General features: G+C 36.0%; 12 protein-coding genes. All 12 read left to right on the forward strand.

Going from position 1 to position 17,138, the window contains the following annotated elements; all coding sequences use genetic code 11:
- Nucleotides 1–189: 189 nt before the first annotated feature.
- The 12 genes from ftsE (at nucleotide 190) to OCV48_RS01345 (ending at nucleotide 17,137) form a co-directional block, all read left to right on the forward strand.
- Nucleotides 190–876 carry a cell division ATP-binding protein FtsE gene (gene ftsE, locus OCV48_RS01290; protein WP_021981986.1) on the forward strand — a complete coding sequence of 229 codons (687 nt, stop codon included), beginning with the start codon at nucleotides 190–192 and terminating at the stop codon, nucleotides 874–876.
- Nucleotides 866–1,774, forward strand: a complete 909-nt coding sequence (gene ftsX / locus OCV48_RS01295) for a permease-like cell division protein FtsX (protein WP_147590905.1) — start codon at nucleotides 866–868, stop codon at nucleotides 1,772–1,774. Before ftsE ends, ftsX begins: the two co-directional genes overlap by 11 nt.
- Before the next feature lie 112 nt (nucleotides 1,775–1,886).
- A complete protein-coding gene (locus OCV48_RS01300; protein WP_147590906.1) occupies nucleotides 1,887–3,158 on the forward strand; it encodes a murein hydrolase activator EnvC family protein in 1,272 nt (423 codons plus the stop codon).
- Between the two features lie 35 nt (nucleotides 3,159–3,193).
- Nucleotides 3,194–4,621: a S41 family peptidase gene (locus OCV48_RS01305; RefSeq protein ID WP_262558562.1), complete on the forward strand. Its 1,428-nt coding sequence runs from the start codon at nucleotides 3,194–3,196 to the stop codon at nucleotides 4,619–4,621.
- A 292-nt stretch (nucleotides 4,622–4,913) separates the two neighbouring features.
- Nucleotides 4,914–6,899, forward strand: coding sequence for an excinuclease ABC subunit UvrB (uvrB, locus tag OCV48_RS01310; RefSeq protein WP_147590908.1), 1,986 nt, complete (start codon nucleotides 4,914–4,916; stop codon nucleotides 6,897–6,899).
- A gap of 14 nt (nucleotides 6,900–6,913) precedes the next feature.
- Nucleotides 6,914–9,772 (forward strand): excinuclease ABC subunit UvrA, encoded by a 2,859-nt coding sequence (uvrA, locus tag OCV48_RS01315; protein WP_147590909.1) that lies wholly within the window; start codon nucleotides 6,914–6,916, stop codon nucleotides 9,770–9,772.
- A gap of 196 nt (nucleotides 9,773–9,968) precedes the next feature.
- The gene (locus OCV48_RS01320) at nucleotides 9,969–11,813 is read left to right on the forward strand and encodes an alanine/glycine:cation symporter family protein (RefSeq protein WP_147590910.1); all 1,845 of its coding nucleotides are present in this window, start codon (nucleotides 9,969–9,971) and stop codon (nucleotides 11,811–11,813) included.
- Nucleotides 11,814–12,040: 227 nt separating this feature from the next.
- Nucleotides 12,041–13,603, forward strand: a complete 1,563-nt coding sequence (guaA, locus tag OCV48_RS01325) for a glutamine-hydrolyzing GMP synthase (RefSeq protein ID WP_394803213.1) — start codon at nucleotides 12,041–12,043, stop codon at nucleotides 13,601–13,603.
- 419 nt (nucleotides 13,604–14,022) lie between these two features.
- Nucleotides 14,023–14,586, forward strand: a complete 564-nt coding sequence (locus OCV48_RS01330) for a GNAT family N-acetyltransferase (protein ID WP_262558565.1) — start codon at nucleotides 14,023–14,025, stop codon at nucleotides 14,584–14,586.
- 147 nt (nucleotides 14,587–14,733) lie between these two features.
- Nucleotides 14,734–15,276 carry a flavodoxin family protein gene (locus OCV48_RS01335; protein ID WP_262558566.1) on the forward strand — a complete coding sequence of 181 codons (543 nt, stop codon included), beginning with the start codon at nucleotides 14,734–14,736 and terminating at the stop codon, nucleotides 15,274–15,276.
- A 105-nt stretch (nucleotides 15,277–15,381) separates the two neighbouring features.
- On the forward strand, nucleotides 15,382–16,017 hold the full coding sequence (locus OCV48_RS01340) for an HD domain-containing protein (RefSeq protein WP_199535127.1): 636 nt from the start codon (nucleotides 15,382–15,384) through the stop codon (nucleotides 16,015–16,017).
- Nucleotide 16,018: 1 nt separating this feature from the next.
- A complete protein-coding gene (locus tag OCV48_RS01345) occupies nucleotides 16,019–17,137 on the forward strand; it encodes a M24 family metallopeptidase (RefSeq protein ID WP_117841297.1) in 1,119 nt (372 codons plus the stop codon).
- Nucleotide 17,138 lies beyond the last annotated feature (1 nt).

Here is a 17,138-nt window from a genome sequence, read left to right on the forward strand (position 1 = left end):
AATATTGTAGAATTAGTAGATATCGTGGCAGATGAAATTAGCAAATGGTTATAGTTAGCAGATGCTGGTGGTTTCATTTATGAAAATAGCCATTATGAAAAATATAGATAAACAGATTGGAAAACAAAATAAAAAGTCTTGCCTGAGTGCAGGACTTTTTAAAAGATATAGAAAGTTGAGGAAACTTGTATGATAGTATTAGAAGATGTTAGTAAGTCATATTCTACAGGTGCACCTGCAATTAAAAATATAAGTTTAAAGATTGATGAAGGAGAATTTGTTTTTATTGTTGGTAACAGTGGTTCGGGTAAGTCTACTCTTATCAAACTATTACTTAAAGAGTTAGAACCAACCAGTGGGAAAATATATGTCAATGGCAGATATTTGAATAATATAAAGAAGAGAAAAGTAGCAGAACACAGAAGAGGAATAGGTGTTGTATTCCAGGACTTCAGACTGCTTAAAGATAGAAATGTATATGATAATATTGCATTTGCACAGAGAGTTGTGGAAACTCCTAAGAAAGTTATTAAGAAAAGAGTGCCTGCAATGTTATCATTAGTAGGATTATCTGAAAAATATCGTTCATTTCCAAAGGAATTATCAGGTGGTGAACAGCAAAGAGTAGCACTTGCCAGAGCATTAGTGAATAATCCGCCTATATTGCTTGCAGACGAGCCTACAGGTAACTTAGATCCTAAAAACTCATGGGAGATTATGAAACTCTTAGAGGAGATTAATAAACGAGGAACGACTGTATTAGTGGTAACACATAACAGAGAAATCGTTGATGCAATGAATAAACGTGTAATTACAATGCATAAAGGCGTAATACTTAGCGACGAGAAAAAAGGTGAATACATTTATGAAGGTTAGTACATTTGCATACAATTGTGGACAAGGTATAAAGAATATAAAGAGAAATAAACTTTTCTCACTGGCATCGATTGGTACGATAGCAGCCTGTATATTTCTTATGGGTGTATTTTATGCTATTATTGCCAATTTTCAATATATGGTTAAAGAGGCTGAGGATTCAGTCTGTGTTACAGTATTTTTTAATGATGATGTGACAGAAGACCAGATAAAGGACATAGGAGATAAGATAAAGAAGAGAGTAGAAGTATCCCGGATAAAATATACTTCTGCAGCTGAAGCGTGGGACAACTTTAGTAAGCAATATTTTAAAGATGATTTAGACCTTGCAGAGGGATTTAAAGATGACAATCCACTTAAAAGCTCAGCAAATTATGAGATATACCTGAATGATTTAACGATGCAGGATGCATTAGTATCTTATCTTAAATCATTAGACGGAGTAAGAAAAGTTAATGATTCTCCGGTAACTGCTAATACACTTACAGATTTTGCGAAAATGGTTGGATACATATCAGTAGCCATAATCATAATTCTGTTAGCAGTAGGTATCTTCCTTATAAGTAATACAGTTATGATTGGTATTACAGTCAGAAAAGAAGAAATTAGAATTATGAAATTAATCGGTGCAACAGATATGTTTGTAAAAGCCCCATTTATAGTTGAGGGTATAATTATCGGTTTAATCGGAGCTATACTTCCTGTAATTGTTCTTATGGGTATATACCAGAAGGTAATTGTGTACCTTATGTCACAGTTCCAGACATTTACAAGCCAGGTATCATTTATCAGTTCAGCAACTATATTCTCATTTATTTTGCCAATGGCATTAATCGTAGGTGCGGGAATTGGTCTTACAGGTAGTATGATTACAATCAGAAAACATCTGAATGTATAAAGGCGGTATCATAATATCTGATAATGAAGATTAATATGGTACCTATCAGAAGATATACTTATAAATGTAAACAGATAGAAAGTGTGTGGAAGTCTCGAAAGGATGATTTGATTTGAAAAAAAGATTGTTAGGCTTAGTGTGTGTACTCATTGCAAGTGCAATGGTTATCGGACTTGCACAGCCTCTTAAAGCAACCAGTATCGATGAAGAGAAGAAGAAACAGCAGGATATGGAGAATAATTTAGACGATATCCAGAATACATTAGACAAGCTTGAGACTATGAAAAATGATATGAATGAATATATCAAGACAATGGATAGTAAGCTAGAAGAGATAACGGCTAAGATTGTAGATTTGAATGATAAGGCAACAGCTAAGCAGACAGAAATTGATGAAATAAATGTCAAGCTTGCTGCACAGGAGGAGGATATCCAGTCACAGTATGAATCTATGAAGTTAAGAATCAGATTCATGTATGAAAATGGACAGACTCAGTATATGGAGATGATGTTAGGTTCAGGAAGTCTTGGAGATTTCCTGAATAAAGCAGAGTATATTTCGGAATTAACTACATATGATAGAAATATGCTTGATAAGATGCGAGAGACGAAGAAGCAGATAGAAGAGACAAAGGCTTCTCTTCAGACAGAAAAAGATAATCTCCAGACTCTATTAGAAGAAGCAAGTGCAGAGCAGGATTCAATGGAGAAGTTAGTTGAAGCAAAACGTGTTCAGCTTGCAGCAACCCAGCAGGAGATATCAGATGCTGAGAGTGAAGCCGAAGCAATGAAAGCAGATATCGAAGACCAGAAACAGCTTATTGCTGCAATGCAGGAGGCTGAACGAAAACTCAAAGAAGAGCAGGAAAGAAAGAAAAGGGAAGAGGAAGAGAGACGCAGACAGGAAGAGTTAAACGGACAGAATAATGCAAATAATAATAACAGTAACAATAACAACAATAACAGTAGTAGCGGTTCTTTTGTATGGCCTTGTCCAAGTTCGAGAAGAATAACATCTGATTATGGTCTGCGTGGGGATCCATTTGGTAATTCCTCTAGCAGTGAATTCCATAAGGGTATTGATATAGGTGCACCTGTCGGAACACCTATTGTAGCTACGGCAAGCGGTGTAGTTGCATGGGCAACACGTAGCAGTTCAGCAGGAAACTGGGTAGTTATAAATCATGGTGATAATCTTATAAGCGTGTATATGCACATGGCATATTATATAGTTTCAGGTGGAGATTATGTTGAAGCAGGACAGGTAATAGGTTATGTCGGTCTGACAGGACAGACAAGCGGTCCACATTTGCATTTCGGAATAGGAACTTATGACGGAAGCTGGCCACCGGCATATGTTAATCCACATAATTATATTGGTTAAACTATAGCAATTTTAAATGCGGAATGGAGAATAAAATGGATAATGAAAATAAAGATGATATAAATAATTCAAATCGTTATTACGGAAATAACTATTCGGAGAACCAGAGATATAATAATGGAAATAACTACGCTGGAAATGGCAATTATAGTTCGGTAAACCAATATGGTGGGAATAATGGTTATAATAACGGAAACAATTTCACAGGAAATAATGCTTATAATAATGTAAATAACGGAAATAAACACAGTAAGAAGTCATATTTTGCAGGACTTATTACAGGTGTTATCTGGGGAATTGCCGTTGTATTTATATTGATAATATTATCTAATATTATTGAGAGTGAACTTACTGAGTCAGGAAAGATTTCAGATAATGTCGGTACATCAGCACTTACAGGAAGCAGCAAATCTTCGATTATAAAACAATATATTGATAAATATTTTATGGAAGATGTTGATAATGACATACTGACAGAGGGAATGTATAAAGGAATGTTAGAATCATTAAATGATCCATATTCCGTATATTATACAAAGGACGAGGTTGAATCACTTAAACAGTCATCAGAGGGTGAATATGTGGGACTCGGAATATCTGTTACACAGAATAATGAAACTAAAGTAATTACGGTAACTAAGGTATATGATGATTCGCCTGCTAAAGATGCGGGAATAGAATCCGGGGATACGATATATTCGGTAAATGACAATGTTCTTACGGATGAAACCTTAGATGAGTTATTAGTTGATATTAAAGGTGAAGAAGGCAAAGAAGTCAAGATGCAGCTTAAAAGAGGCGAAGAAACCATAGATGCTGATATGAAATTAAGAGAAGTTCTTATAGATGTGGTATCTTATGAAATGCTTGAAGATAATATTGGATATATCATTATAGACCAGTTTACGGGAACGTCTACGGAACAGGTTGAAGAAGCTATTAATGATTTGAAATCACAGGGTATGGAAAGAATAATTGTTGACCTTAGAGATAACCCGGGTGGACAGTTAGAATGTATACAGGCAATTCTTAATTACTTCCTGCCAAAAGATAAATTACTTCTCTATAGCGAGACTAAAGATGGAGAGCAGGAGAAATATTATACAGAGAATGACGGACTTATAACAGATATGCCACTTTGTGTATTGGTAAATGAGAATAGTGCAAGTGCATCAGAGGTATTTGCAGGTGTAGTTAAATGCTATGACAGAGGTAAACTAGTTGGAACCAAGACATTTGGTAAGGGCATAATGCAGTCAACATTCGGACTTAGTGATGGAACTGCAATTAAACTTACAATTGGTAAATACTATCTTCCAGATGACAGTAACATTCATGGAATAGGTATTGAACCTGATTACGAAGTAAAACTTCCTGAAGATGTTACAAATGTGTGGGCGTTAAAACATCCAGATGACCCACAGCTTACAAAGGCAATCGAAGTTGTAAAAGGATTAGATTAATTTAAAAAGAGCTTTTATACATAATGAATTAAGAAATTTTTCACTTTCCTATTTTGTTAAGTATAAAAGCTCTTATTTGTTATGGGATGTTATGGAGTTTTATTAAAGAGTGGTAGCATTTTATAAAAATATGTGCTATATTATAGTAAAACGAATGTATGTTCGAAAAAATGTATTATAGTGAAATGAATGTATGTTCAAAAAACGTATTATAGTGAAATGAATGTATGTTTGAAAAACATATTATAGTGAAATTAAGTTAATTTATAAATAAGTTTGAAAGGTCAGAAATATGGATAAGAAGTTTAAACTTGTATCAGAATATAAACCTACAGGGGACCAGCCACAGGCGATTAAAGAGCTTGTTAAAGGTTTTAAAGAGGGAAATCAGTTTGAAACACTGCTGGGTGTAACAGGTTCAGGTAAGACATTTACGATGGCAAATGTAATCGAGCAGCTTAATAAGCCTACACTTGTACTAGCTCATAATAAGACTTTGGCGGCACAGCTATATGGGGAATTCAAGGAATTTTTTCCTGAAAATGCAGTAGAGTACTTTGTCAGTTATTATGACTATTATCAACCGGAAGCATATGTACCATCAACAGACACTTATATAGAGAAGGATTCATCAATTAATGAAGAGATAGATAAGTTAAGACATTCAGCAACAGCTGCATTATCAGAGAGAAAAGATGTAATAATAATCTCAAGTGTATCTTGTATATATGGTCTGGGAAGTCCTATAGACTATCAGAATATGGTGTTATCATTAAGACCGGGAATGGTTAAGGACAGAGATGAAGTGTTAAAAAAATTAGTAGATATACAATATGCTAGAAATGATATGGACTTCAAGCGTGGAACATTCAGAGTACGTGGCGATGTCGTGGAGATATTTCCGGTAACATCATCTGAAAATGCAGTAAGAGTTGAGTTTTTTGGAGATGAGATTGACAGAATAACAGAGATTGACACGTTGACAGGCGAGATTAAGAGCAGGTTAGAGCATATCGCAATATTTCCGGCTTCACATTATGTAGTGCCTAAAGAGAAGATTGAACTTGCAGCTAAAAGTATTGAGAAGGAATTGGCAGAGCGTGTAGAATACTTCAAAAGTGAGGATAAATTATTAGAGGCACAACGAATTGCAGAGAGAACTAATTTTGACATAGAGATGATGAGGGAGACAGGCTTCTGTTCGGGAATAGAGAACTATTCAAGACATTTAGCAGGATTAGAACCGGGAGCAACACCGCATACATTATTAGATTATTTTCCAGATGACTTCCTTATGATTGTAGATGAATCGCATATTACGATTCCACAGGTAAGGGGAATGTATGCGGGTGACCAGTCCAGAAAGACGACACTTGTAGATTATGGCTTCAGACTTCCATCGGCTAAAGATAACAGACCACTTAATTTCGAAGAATTTGAAAGTAAGATAGATCAGATGTTATTCGTGTCGGCTACACCGAATGTATATGAAGAGGAACACGAATTGTTAAGGGCTGAACAGATTATCAGACCTACCGGATTATTAGATCCGGAAGTAACAGTTAAGCCAGTAGCAGGTCAGGTAGATGACTTAATTAGTGAGGTAAATAAAGAAGTTGCGAAGAAGAATAAAGTATTAGTAACGACACTTACCAAGCGAATGGCAGAAGATTTGACAGACTATATGAAAGAAGTCGGAATCAGGGTAAAATATCTACATTCTGATATAGACACACTAGAGAGAACTGAGATTATAAGAGATATGCGGCTTGATGTATTTGACGTATTAGTCGGTATCAACCTTTTAAGGGAGGGATTAGATATACCTGAGATTACATTAGTAGCAATATTAGATGCTGATAAAGAAGGCTTCTTAAGGTCAGAGACTTCACTCATCCAGACGATAGGACGAGCAGCGAGAAACTCAGAGGGACATGTTATAATGTATGCTGATAAGATAACTGATTCTATGAGAGTAGCCATAGACGAGACGAATAGAAGACGAAGTATACAGCAAAAATATAATGAGGAGCATGGAATTACGCCGACAACCATTAAGAAAGCGGTAAGAGAAAGAATAAGCATCACGAAAGAAGCTGTTGAGACGGTTGATAAGTTAGAAAAAGATCCTGAATCAATGAGTAGGAAAGAAATAGAGAAGCTTATTAATAAGATTATGAAGGAAATGCAGAAAGCCGCTTCGGAACTTAAATTTGAGGCAGCAGCAGACCTGCGTGACCAGATGATTAAACTAAAAGAGCAGTTAAGAGATATGTAGAAATGAGGTAAATTGTGAAAGAAGTCAATGATAAAAATAAGTCAGGGAGACAATTTATAAAGATTAAAGGGGCAGCAGAACACAATCTTAAGCATATTGATTTGAATATTCCTAGAAATGAATTTGTGGTAGTTACGGGACTTAGTGGCTCTGGTAAATCTACACTTGCATTCGATACGATATATGCTGAGGGACAGAGAAGATATATGGAATCACTGTCATCATATGCAAGACAATTCTTAGGTCAGATGGAGAAGCCTAATGTAGAAAGCATAGAGGGGTTGTCACCTGCTATTTCGATAGACCAGAAATCAACTAACCGAAATCCACGTTCTACGGTGGGAACTGTTACGGAAATATATGATTATTTCAGATTATTATATGCAAGAATAGGTATACCACATTGCCCTAAATGTGGAAGAGAGATATCAAAGCAGACGGTAGACCAGATGGTAGACCAGATTATGACATTGCCGGAGAGAACGAAGATTCAGTTATTAGCACCAGTAGTAAGAGGACGTAAGGGTGAACATGTTAAGGTATTAGAACGTGCTAAGAAGGCTGGATATGTAAGAGTACAGATTGATGGCAATATGTATGATTTAGGTGAAGAAATAAAGCTTGAGAAGAATAAGAAGCATAATATTGAAATAGTTGTAGACCGACTGGTTGTCAAAGAGGGAATAGAGAAACGTCTCACAGATTCCATAGAAACTGTACTTGATATAGCTGACGGACTTATGGTTGTAGATGTGGTTGGCAGTAAGCCTATGAATTTCAGTCAGAGTTTCTCGTGCCCTGATTGTGAGATTAGCATTGATGAGATACAACCAAGAAGTTTTTCGTTTAATAATCCTTTTGGTGCATGCCCATCATGTTATGGACTAGGCTATAAGATGGAATTTAACGTAGACCTTATGATTCCTGATAAATCAATCAGTATAAATGATGGAGCAATCGTGGCAATGGGCTGGCAGTCAAGTGGCAAAGATGGCAGCTATACACATGCAATCTTAGAAGCGCTTGCTAAGGAATATAGCTTTTCGTTAGATACACCATTTGAGGAGTTAAGCGAAACAGCAAAAGATGTAATCATTAACGGAACAAATGGCAGATGTGTGAAAGTATATTATCGTGGTCAAAGAGGCGAGGGTATATATGATGTGGCATTTGAGGGACTTATTAAAAATGAAGAGAGAAGATACAGAGAAACAGGTTCTGAGACATTGAAACAGGAATATGAGGAATTTATGACGATTACGCCTTGTAAGGAATGTAAAGGCCAGCGACTTAAGAAATCTTCACTTGCAGTAACTGTTTCTGATAAAAATATCCATGAGATAACATCGATGTCTATAAGAGATTTGCATAAATTCTTAGAGGATATGGAATTAACTGACAGACAGAAGTTCATAGGAGGTGAGATTCTTAAAGAAATCAAAGCAAGAATTAAATTCTTAATGGACGTAGGTCTTGATTATCTGACATTGTCGCGTGGTACAGCATCATTGTCTGGTGGTGAGGCGCAGAGAATAAGACTTGCTACACAGATTGGTTCAGGACTTGTGGGGGTTGCTTATATCTTAGACGAGCCTAGTATCGGATTACATCAGAGGGATAACGATAAACTCATTAATACACTTACACATCTGAGAGATTTGGGAAATACATTAATAGTTGTAGAACATGATGAAGATACAATGTTAGCAGCAGACCATATCATAGACATAGGTCCGGGGGCAGGCGAATATGGTGGACAGGTCGTGGCAGAGGGTACGGCAGAGGAGATTATGCAGAATGAGAATTCAATTACAGGAGCGTATCTTAGCGGACGTATAAAGATACCGGTTCCAGACACCAGAAGAGAACCTGCCGGCTGGATTACGGTAAAAGGTGCAAGACAGAATAATCTGAAGAATATCAATGTGGATTTTCCACTTGGTATTATGACATGCGTAACCGGTGTATCGGGTTCCGGAAAGAGTTCGCTTGTAAATGAGATCCTTTATAAAGCATTAGCTAAGAAACTTAACAGAGCAAGAACTATACCTGGTAATCATGATACAATTGAGGGTACAGAGCAGCTAGACAAGATAATCAACATTGACCAGTCTCCAATAGGAAGAACACCACGTTCTAATCCTGCGACATATACAGGTGTATTTGACCAGATTAGGGATTTATTTGCAAGCACATCAGATGCTAAAATGAAAGGCTATAAGAAAGGCAGATTCAGTTTCAATGTCAAAGGCGGAAGGTGTGAGGCTTGTTCAGGTGATGGTATAATTAAGATAGAAATGCATTTCTTACCGGATGTATATGTGCCTTGCGAAGTGTGTGGAGGAAAGCGTTATAACAGAGAAACTTTAGAAGTTAAGTATAAAGGCAAGAGTATCTTTGATGTGCTTGATATGACTGTTGAAGAGGCACTTAAATTCTTCGAAAATGTTCCATCAATTTATCGTAAAATTCAGGCATTATATGATGTAGGACTTTCATATATTAAATTAGGCCAGCCATCAACTACATTATCGGGTGGTGAAGCACAGCGAGTTAAGTTAGCTACAGAACTTAGCAGACGAGGAACAGGCAAGACAATCTATATTCTTGATGAACCTACAACAGGACTTCATTTTGCAGACGTTCATAAATTAGTGGAAATTCTAAGAAAATTATCTGATGACGGAAATACAGTCGTGGTTATCGAACATAATTTAGATGTAATTAAAGTAGCCGATTATATTATCGACATAGGACCTGAGGGTGGAGATAATGGTGGAACGGTTATCGCAAAGGGCACACCAGAAGAGGTTGTGAAGAATAAGAAATCATATACCGGTAAATATCTGAAGAAATATTTAGAAGATAAGTAAATGTACCTGAAGCATTATATATGTAGATTGAAACAAAATCCGTAATCTGCAAGCTGATGATTTATGTAGAAAAATGTCAGAAACTACTTGCATAATTAATGATATTTTATGTATAATTAGGATATTGTGTTTTTAGTCAGAAGTGGTTTTATATATTTCACATATAATCTATGAAAATTAAGGAGAGAAAAAGAAAATGCATACATTTGTTAATCAGGTAGCCAGAATAAATGGTGTAATTAACGAATGGGTATGGGGTATACCTATGCTTATTCTGATTATTTCGACCGGTATCTGGATGAGTATCAGAACGGGATTTTTCCAGATAGTAAGAGCGAAAATCGTTGGCGATGAAACATTTTTCGCAATATTTAAGAAGAGACACGTAACAAAAACAAAGGATAAGAAAGCAATTTCACAGTTCCAGGCACTTTCTACAGCATTAGCTGCCACGATAGGTACAGGTAATATAGCCGGTGTTGCAACTGCACTTACAATTGGTGGACCGGGAGCTATATTCTGGATGTGGGTGTCAGCATTTTTCGGAATGATGACTAATTTTTCTGAAAATGTTCTGGGTATCTATTATAGAAGAAAGAATATGTATGGCGAATGGTCAGGTGGTGCAATGTACTATCTGGAGAATGGTCTTGGAAGTAAAAAAGGAATGAAGAAAATTGCCAAATTCCTTGCAATATTATTTGCAATTTTCTGTGTACTTGCATCATTTGGTATTGGTAATATGACTCAGGTCAATTCAATTGCAGATGCGATGCATAGTAATTTCGGAATACCTACTATTGTTATGGGTATTATTCTTGCAGTAATTGCAGCACTCGTTGTAATAGGTGGAATTAAACGTATAGGCAGAGTTACAGAGAAACTTGTACCATTTATGGCATTAGCCTACATTATTGGTGCACTTGTTATTTTCTTCATAAATTATAGACAGATACCATATGTATTTGGAAGTATTTTCAAAGATGCATTTAATGTGTCAGCAGTAGGCGGTGGTATCGGCGGTTATGTAATAAAGAGAGCTGCTACAATGGGCTTTAAGCGAGGCGTATTCTCGAATGAAGCAGGTCTTGGTTCTTCAGTAATGGTTCATTCATCATCAGACGTTAAAGAGCCTGTTATCCAGGGGATGTGGGGTATTTTCGAAGTATTTTTTGATACAATAATTGTCTGCACATTAACAGCATTTGTATTATTATCAAGCAGTTCAGATGCAAAATCACAGGCAAAAGTATTTGCAAATATTACAACAGACAGTCAGACATTCAGCATAGCTGAACATATTGATGAAGACAAAGAAGTTCCACTTATAGATAAAGAGTACAGCACATTAGTTATAGATGTTGATAGCGATGGAAATGCTAAATTGTATACAGAGGCACCGGCAGATGGTGAATATCTTGAACTGAAGGCCTATGGAAATTCTTATTATGTAAAGGCTTCTAAGAAAGAGGACAGAACTGAAGATGATTACATATATACAAATATAATGTCAATTAAGGGAAATGCAGCAAAGGATTCAAATGGTAAAACAGTTAAAGATTCAAATGGCAACGTAGTCTTAGATTCTGTTAAAGTTGAACAAATTAATGGTGTATCTCTTGTTACATATGCATTTTCACAGAAGTTTGGTGATGTGGCTGCAAAATTGTTAGCAATTGCGATTTTATTGTTTGCATTTTCAACAGTTCTTGGCTGGTCTTTCTATGGAACAAAGGCGATTGAATATTTATTTGGAACAAAATCAATGGTATTCTATAAAGTCATATTCGTATGCTTCATCGTAGTGGGCGCAACACTTAACCTAAGTCTTGCATGGAGCATAGCAGATACACTTAACGGTCTTATGGCCATTCCTAACTTAATCGGTGTATTGGCATTGTCAGGAACAGTTGTTAAAATTACTAGAAACTATACAAAACGTAAGATTAAGAAAGATGACGTGAATCTTGAACCAATGCTTTCAGCATTCCCTGATATCCAGAAAGAACAGGAAGAAAAGATGAGGGCTGAGGAAGTATAAGATTATAAAACATAAGATTATACAGTATGAAATTATACAGCGGAAAATATAGTTTCTGTTTCATACAGAAAATGATATATTCAGATTTAATATTTATGACAGGTGATGTTGCTTGACATTGCCTGTCTTTTTTCTTATACTTAATAAAGTGTTAGAAATACATTTTAGAATATCAAAACGAATTTGATTTGAAAATATTTTAGGAGGAAACGGGCTTGGAAAAAGAGATGATAATTGTTCTGGACTTCGGTGGACAGTACAACCAATTAGTTGCAAGACGTGTTCGTGAATGTAATGTATATTGTGAGATTTATTCTTACAGAACAGAACTTGAGAAAATCAAAGAAATGAATCCTAAGGGAATCATTTTAACAGGTGGGCCAAATAGTTGTTATGAAGCAGACTCACCAACATATAAGAAAGAATTATTTGAATTAGGTATTCCTGTACTTGGATTGTGTTATGGCGCTCAGCTTATGCAGCATGTCCTTGGTGGTAAAGTTGAAAAAGCACCTGTACGTGAATATGGTAAAACAGAGGTAATGGTAGATAAGAGTTCGCCATTATTTGCAAATGTAGAAGAGAAAACTATTTGCTGGATGAGTCATTTTGATTACATCTCAAATGTAGCTTCAGGCTTTAAGATTTCGGCACATACAGCAGATTGTCCTGTTGCAGCAGCAGAAAATCTGGACAAAAATCTTTATGCAATTCAGTTCCACCCTGAAGTCCTTCACACACAGGAAGGCAGCAAAATGCTGTACAATTTCGTTAGAAATGTATGTGGCTGCCAGGGGCTTTGGAGAATGGATTCATTCGTTGAAAATGCAATCAAGGAAGTAAGGGGAAAAGTTGGTGACGGTAAAGTATTACTTGCATTATCAGGTGGTGTTGATTCATCAGTTCTTGCAGCATTACTTGCTAAAGCCGTAGGACCACAGCTTACCTGCGTATTCGTAGACCATGGACTTCTTCGTAAAAACGAGGGAGATGAAGTTGAAAGTGTATTTGGTAAAGGTGGAGCTTTTGAGATTAATTTCGTCAGAGTAAATGCAGCTGAGCGTTACTATGAGAAGCTTGCAGGTGTTACAGAACCTGAACAGAAACGTAAAATTATCGGCGAAGAATTCATAAGAGTATTTGAAGAGGAAGCAAAGAAGATAGGTAAGGTTGATTTCCTTGCACAAGGAACTATTTATCCTGATATTGTGGAATCAGGACTTGGTGGAGAATCAGCAGTAATTAAATCTCACCACAACGTTGGAGGACTTCCTGAACATGTTGATTTCAAAGACATTATTGAACCACTTAGAAATCTTTTCAAGGATGAAGTACGTAAGGCAGGTCTTGAACTTGGCTTACCTGATTATTTAGTATATCGTCAGCCATTCCCAGGTCCGGGGCTTGGAATCAGAATCATTGGAGATGTAACAGCAGAAAAGGTACGAATTGTACAGGATGCTGATGCAATTTACCGCGAAGAGGTTGACAAAGCAGCAAAATCTTATAAGGAAGCAAATGGCAAAGAGGCACCTTGGATGCCTAACCAGTATTTTGCAGCGCTTACAAATATGCGTTCAGTTGGTGTAATGGGCGATGAAAGAACTTATGATTATGCTGTTGCAGTAAGAGCAGTCCGTACAGTTGACTTTATGACAGCGGAAGCAGCAGAAATACCATTCGAGGTATTACAGACAGTAATGAGCAGAATTATTAATGAGGTTCGTGGGGTAAATAGAGTATTCTATGATTTGACGAGTAAACCACCTGGAACGATTGAGTTTGAATAACGGATTAAAATGCCGAAAGCCTGTATTTATGCGGGCTTCCGGCGTTTGTTTGTATCCAATGGCTCTAGTTTGGCTCCATTTGTGAATTGAGTAATGGAAAGTTTTTTTTATGGTTTGAAATAAAAATTTTATTGACACAAGAGAATATGGATAGTATACTTATCACCAAAATTACAAGGAGAGCATACAAATGAATCAGAACTTACATTCAAGACGTTATATGTACATGTATTATAGACATACTGTGTTATAAGCTTTGCAGGGTTAATGCATTGACTTATAGCCGGTAGGTCTATTAGTCTAGTGCATAAAACCAGAATGTAAGTGATGTGTTAATATATATTACATCGTAAATTGGAATTATCGCACTGGACAATGAATGTTTGGTGCGATTTTTTTGCGTGAAAGAGGTGCATGGAATGAATGATTCAATTGAATTGAAATTGGTAACAGAAGATGAAGCAGAGTGTCTGCACAGACTACAGGTAGAAGTGTTTATGCCATTATATGAAAAATATCAAGATGATGATACAAGTCCGGCAAAAGAAAGCCTGAAAAGAGTAACAGAGAAGATTATTGAGGAAAATTCAGATTTTTACTTCATTGTGTTTCATGGAGAAAAAGTTGGAGGTGTGAGAGTCAGATGGCATCAAGGCAAAAAGGTGTATGAAAATGTTAATTGGATATCTCCTATTTTCATAATTCCAAAATTTCAAAATAAAGGGATTGCGAGCACGGTGATAGAACAATTATTTGGCATTTATCCGAATACAATAGAATGGCGTTTAGATACGATTAAGCAGGAAACAGGCAATTGTCATTTATACGAGAAATGCGACTTTGTCAGGACTGGAGAGGAAATAGTTGTAAATAAAAAGATGACATTGGTTAAGTATGTAAAAATTTATGATGAAAGTGTTGGTAGAGATGTTGATAAAGGAAAGGTGGAAGATAAGAGGAGGGATAGGGGCAGAGTAAGATGATTCCTCTGCATATCCCCGATTCATTTTACGTACCTGAATTTATATATTGAAAATCAGGAAACAATCGCAAGAAGTTGCGATTGCTATTGATGATGTAGTGATTCTGTGATATCATATAAAATATGGTACATGAAAACGGAGGCCAAAATGAAAGTATTGGTAATGAATTGTAGTCCTGTAAGAAATGGAGCAACAGCAGAAATTGTTAATATAGTTACAGTTTGTCTGGAAAAGAAACATGATGTTAAAAACATATGTATTGATGATTATGATATAAAATTTTGCAAAGGATGTAGAACTTGTCATAATACAGCAAAATGTGTTCAGAATGACGATGTTGATAGGATAATTGAGCAATATGAATGGGCTGATATTGTTATATCTGTCTCTCCGTCGTATTGGGCAGATGTACCAGGAGAATTTAAATCTTTTATTGATAGATGCACTCCGTGGTGTAACACACATGAACCGCATGCCAAGATAAGTAGTGGTAAGAAGGGATATGTTATTGCATTAAGAACTGGACCGGGAATGAAGGAATGTGAGAGGATTATTGCAACCATAGAACATTTTTATGGACATATGGAAATTGAATGTTGTGATAGACTTGGTTTGTGTTCGGTGGAATATAAGGAAGATTTGGAATGCAGGAGAGAAGAAATCGAGGAATTCTGTAACAGTATAGATTAAATGATTTATTATGGATATTATTCACATATAGATGGAATGTTTTTGGTTGGTATTACAAGATTTTTATATCAAAGAAGGGTTGTGATGATATTGGAGACAGGTATTATGATAGAAAATGCTATAACATATGTGAAACAAATATTTGCTGCTGATTCCAGTGGGCATGACTACCATCATACCATTAGGGTTTATCGGTTGGCGGTAGAAATTGCAAAGCAGGAAAATGCGGATATGCAGATTGTGCAGTTAGCAGCATTATTACACGATGTAGATGATGCCAAGCTTTCACCGGAAACTTATGCTTCGAAGAGAAAGGCAGTTGATTTTATGAAAGGCAACGGTGTGGATAATGAAATTATTGAAACTGTGTGTAAGATTATAGAGGAAGTATCATTTGCAGGAAACGATTCAGTTGTGCCAAGTACGATAGAAGGTAAATGCGTGCAGGATGCGGACAGGCTGGATGCAATCGGAGCAATTGGAATTGCAAGAGCATTTGCTTATGGTGGTAGTAAAGGTAGAAAGATTTATGATCCGGAGATAAAACCTTTGATTAATATGAGTAAAAAAGAGTATCAGCAAAATCAAAATTCTACAAGCATTAATCATTTTTACGAAAAGTTACTATTGCTAAAGGATATGATGAATACGGATGCTGCAAAGGAGAAAGCTTGGCATAGACAATTTATCATGGAATCCTATCTTGAGGAATTCATGGCAGAGTGGGAAGGAGAAAGGTGATATGTTAGAAGTGAATTTTTATGATACAGTTGATGACGATTTATTGAAGTTTGCAGTGATTATTTCACAGAGTAATGGGAAGTGGGTAATGTGTAAACATAAAGAACGCGATACATATGAAGTTCCGGGTGGACATCGTGAAGAAGGGGAAGATATTTTGGAGACTGCTAAAAGAGAACTTCAAGAAGAAACAGGTGCCGTTAAGTTTGATATAGAACAGCTATGTGTATATTCTGTCACAGGTAAGAACAGTATAAATGAAAACGGAGAGGAATCATTTGGATTATTATGTTTTGCAGAAATAAGAGAATTTTCAGGTGAACTTCATTGCGAGATGGAGAAGGTGGTACTTATGGATGAATTACCAGAAAATTGGACTTATCCATTGATACAACCAAAGTTGATTGAAAAATATCTGCAAATACAAAAGCAATCTTATAGTCAGATACAGCAGACTGCAAAACAGACTATAGCATATATAAAAAAGATTATTAAGCCGGGTATGAAGTTATTTGATATTCGAAAACTATGTGAGGAAAAACTGATGGAGTTAGGTGCAGACTCTTTCTGGTATTGGGATGTTGGTGCATTTGTATTCGCAGGAGATGAAACAACGGTTTCCGTATCTGGAAAGCAATATGTAACTTCGGATAAAATTATAGAAAATAATGATATTATAACAATTGATTTAAGTCCACAGGTAGGTAATATCTGGGGAGATTATGCTAGAACTATTATTGTAGAAAATGGTGAGGTTGTAGATGATATAGAGTTAATTCAGAACCAAGAGTGGAAAAGTGGTTTGCAAATGGAAGATAAGCTACATGCAGAATTATTTCGTTTTGTTACAAAAGGAACCACTTTTGAAGAACTATATTATCATATGAATGAGTTCATAGTTGAAAACGGATTTGTGAATCTTGATTTTATGGGTAATCTAGGACATTCCATTGCGAAAGTTAAGAGTGACAGAATTTATATTGAAAAAGGAAATAAGGCGAAACTTGTAGCGATGAATTATTTTACTTTTGAGCCACATATAGCATTTCCTGATTCAAAATATGGGTATAAGAAAGAGAATATTTATTATTTTGATGAAGATGTGTTGGTAGAATTGTAAA

This window comes from Bovifimicola ammoniilytica (assembly GCF_025567085.1).
Lineage (GTDB): Bacteria > Bacillota > Clostridia > Lachnospirales > Lachnospiraceae > Bovifimicola > Bovifimicola ammoniilytica.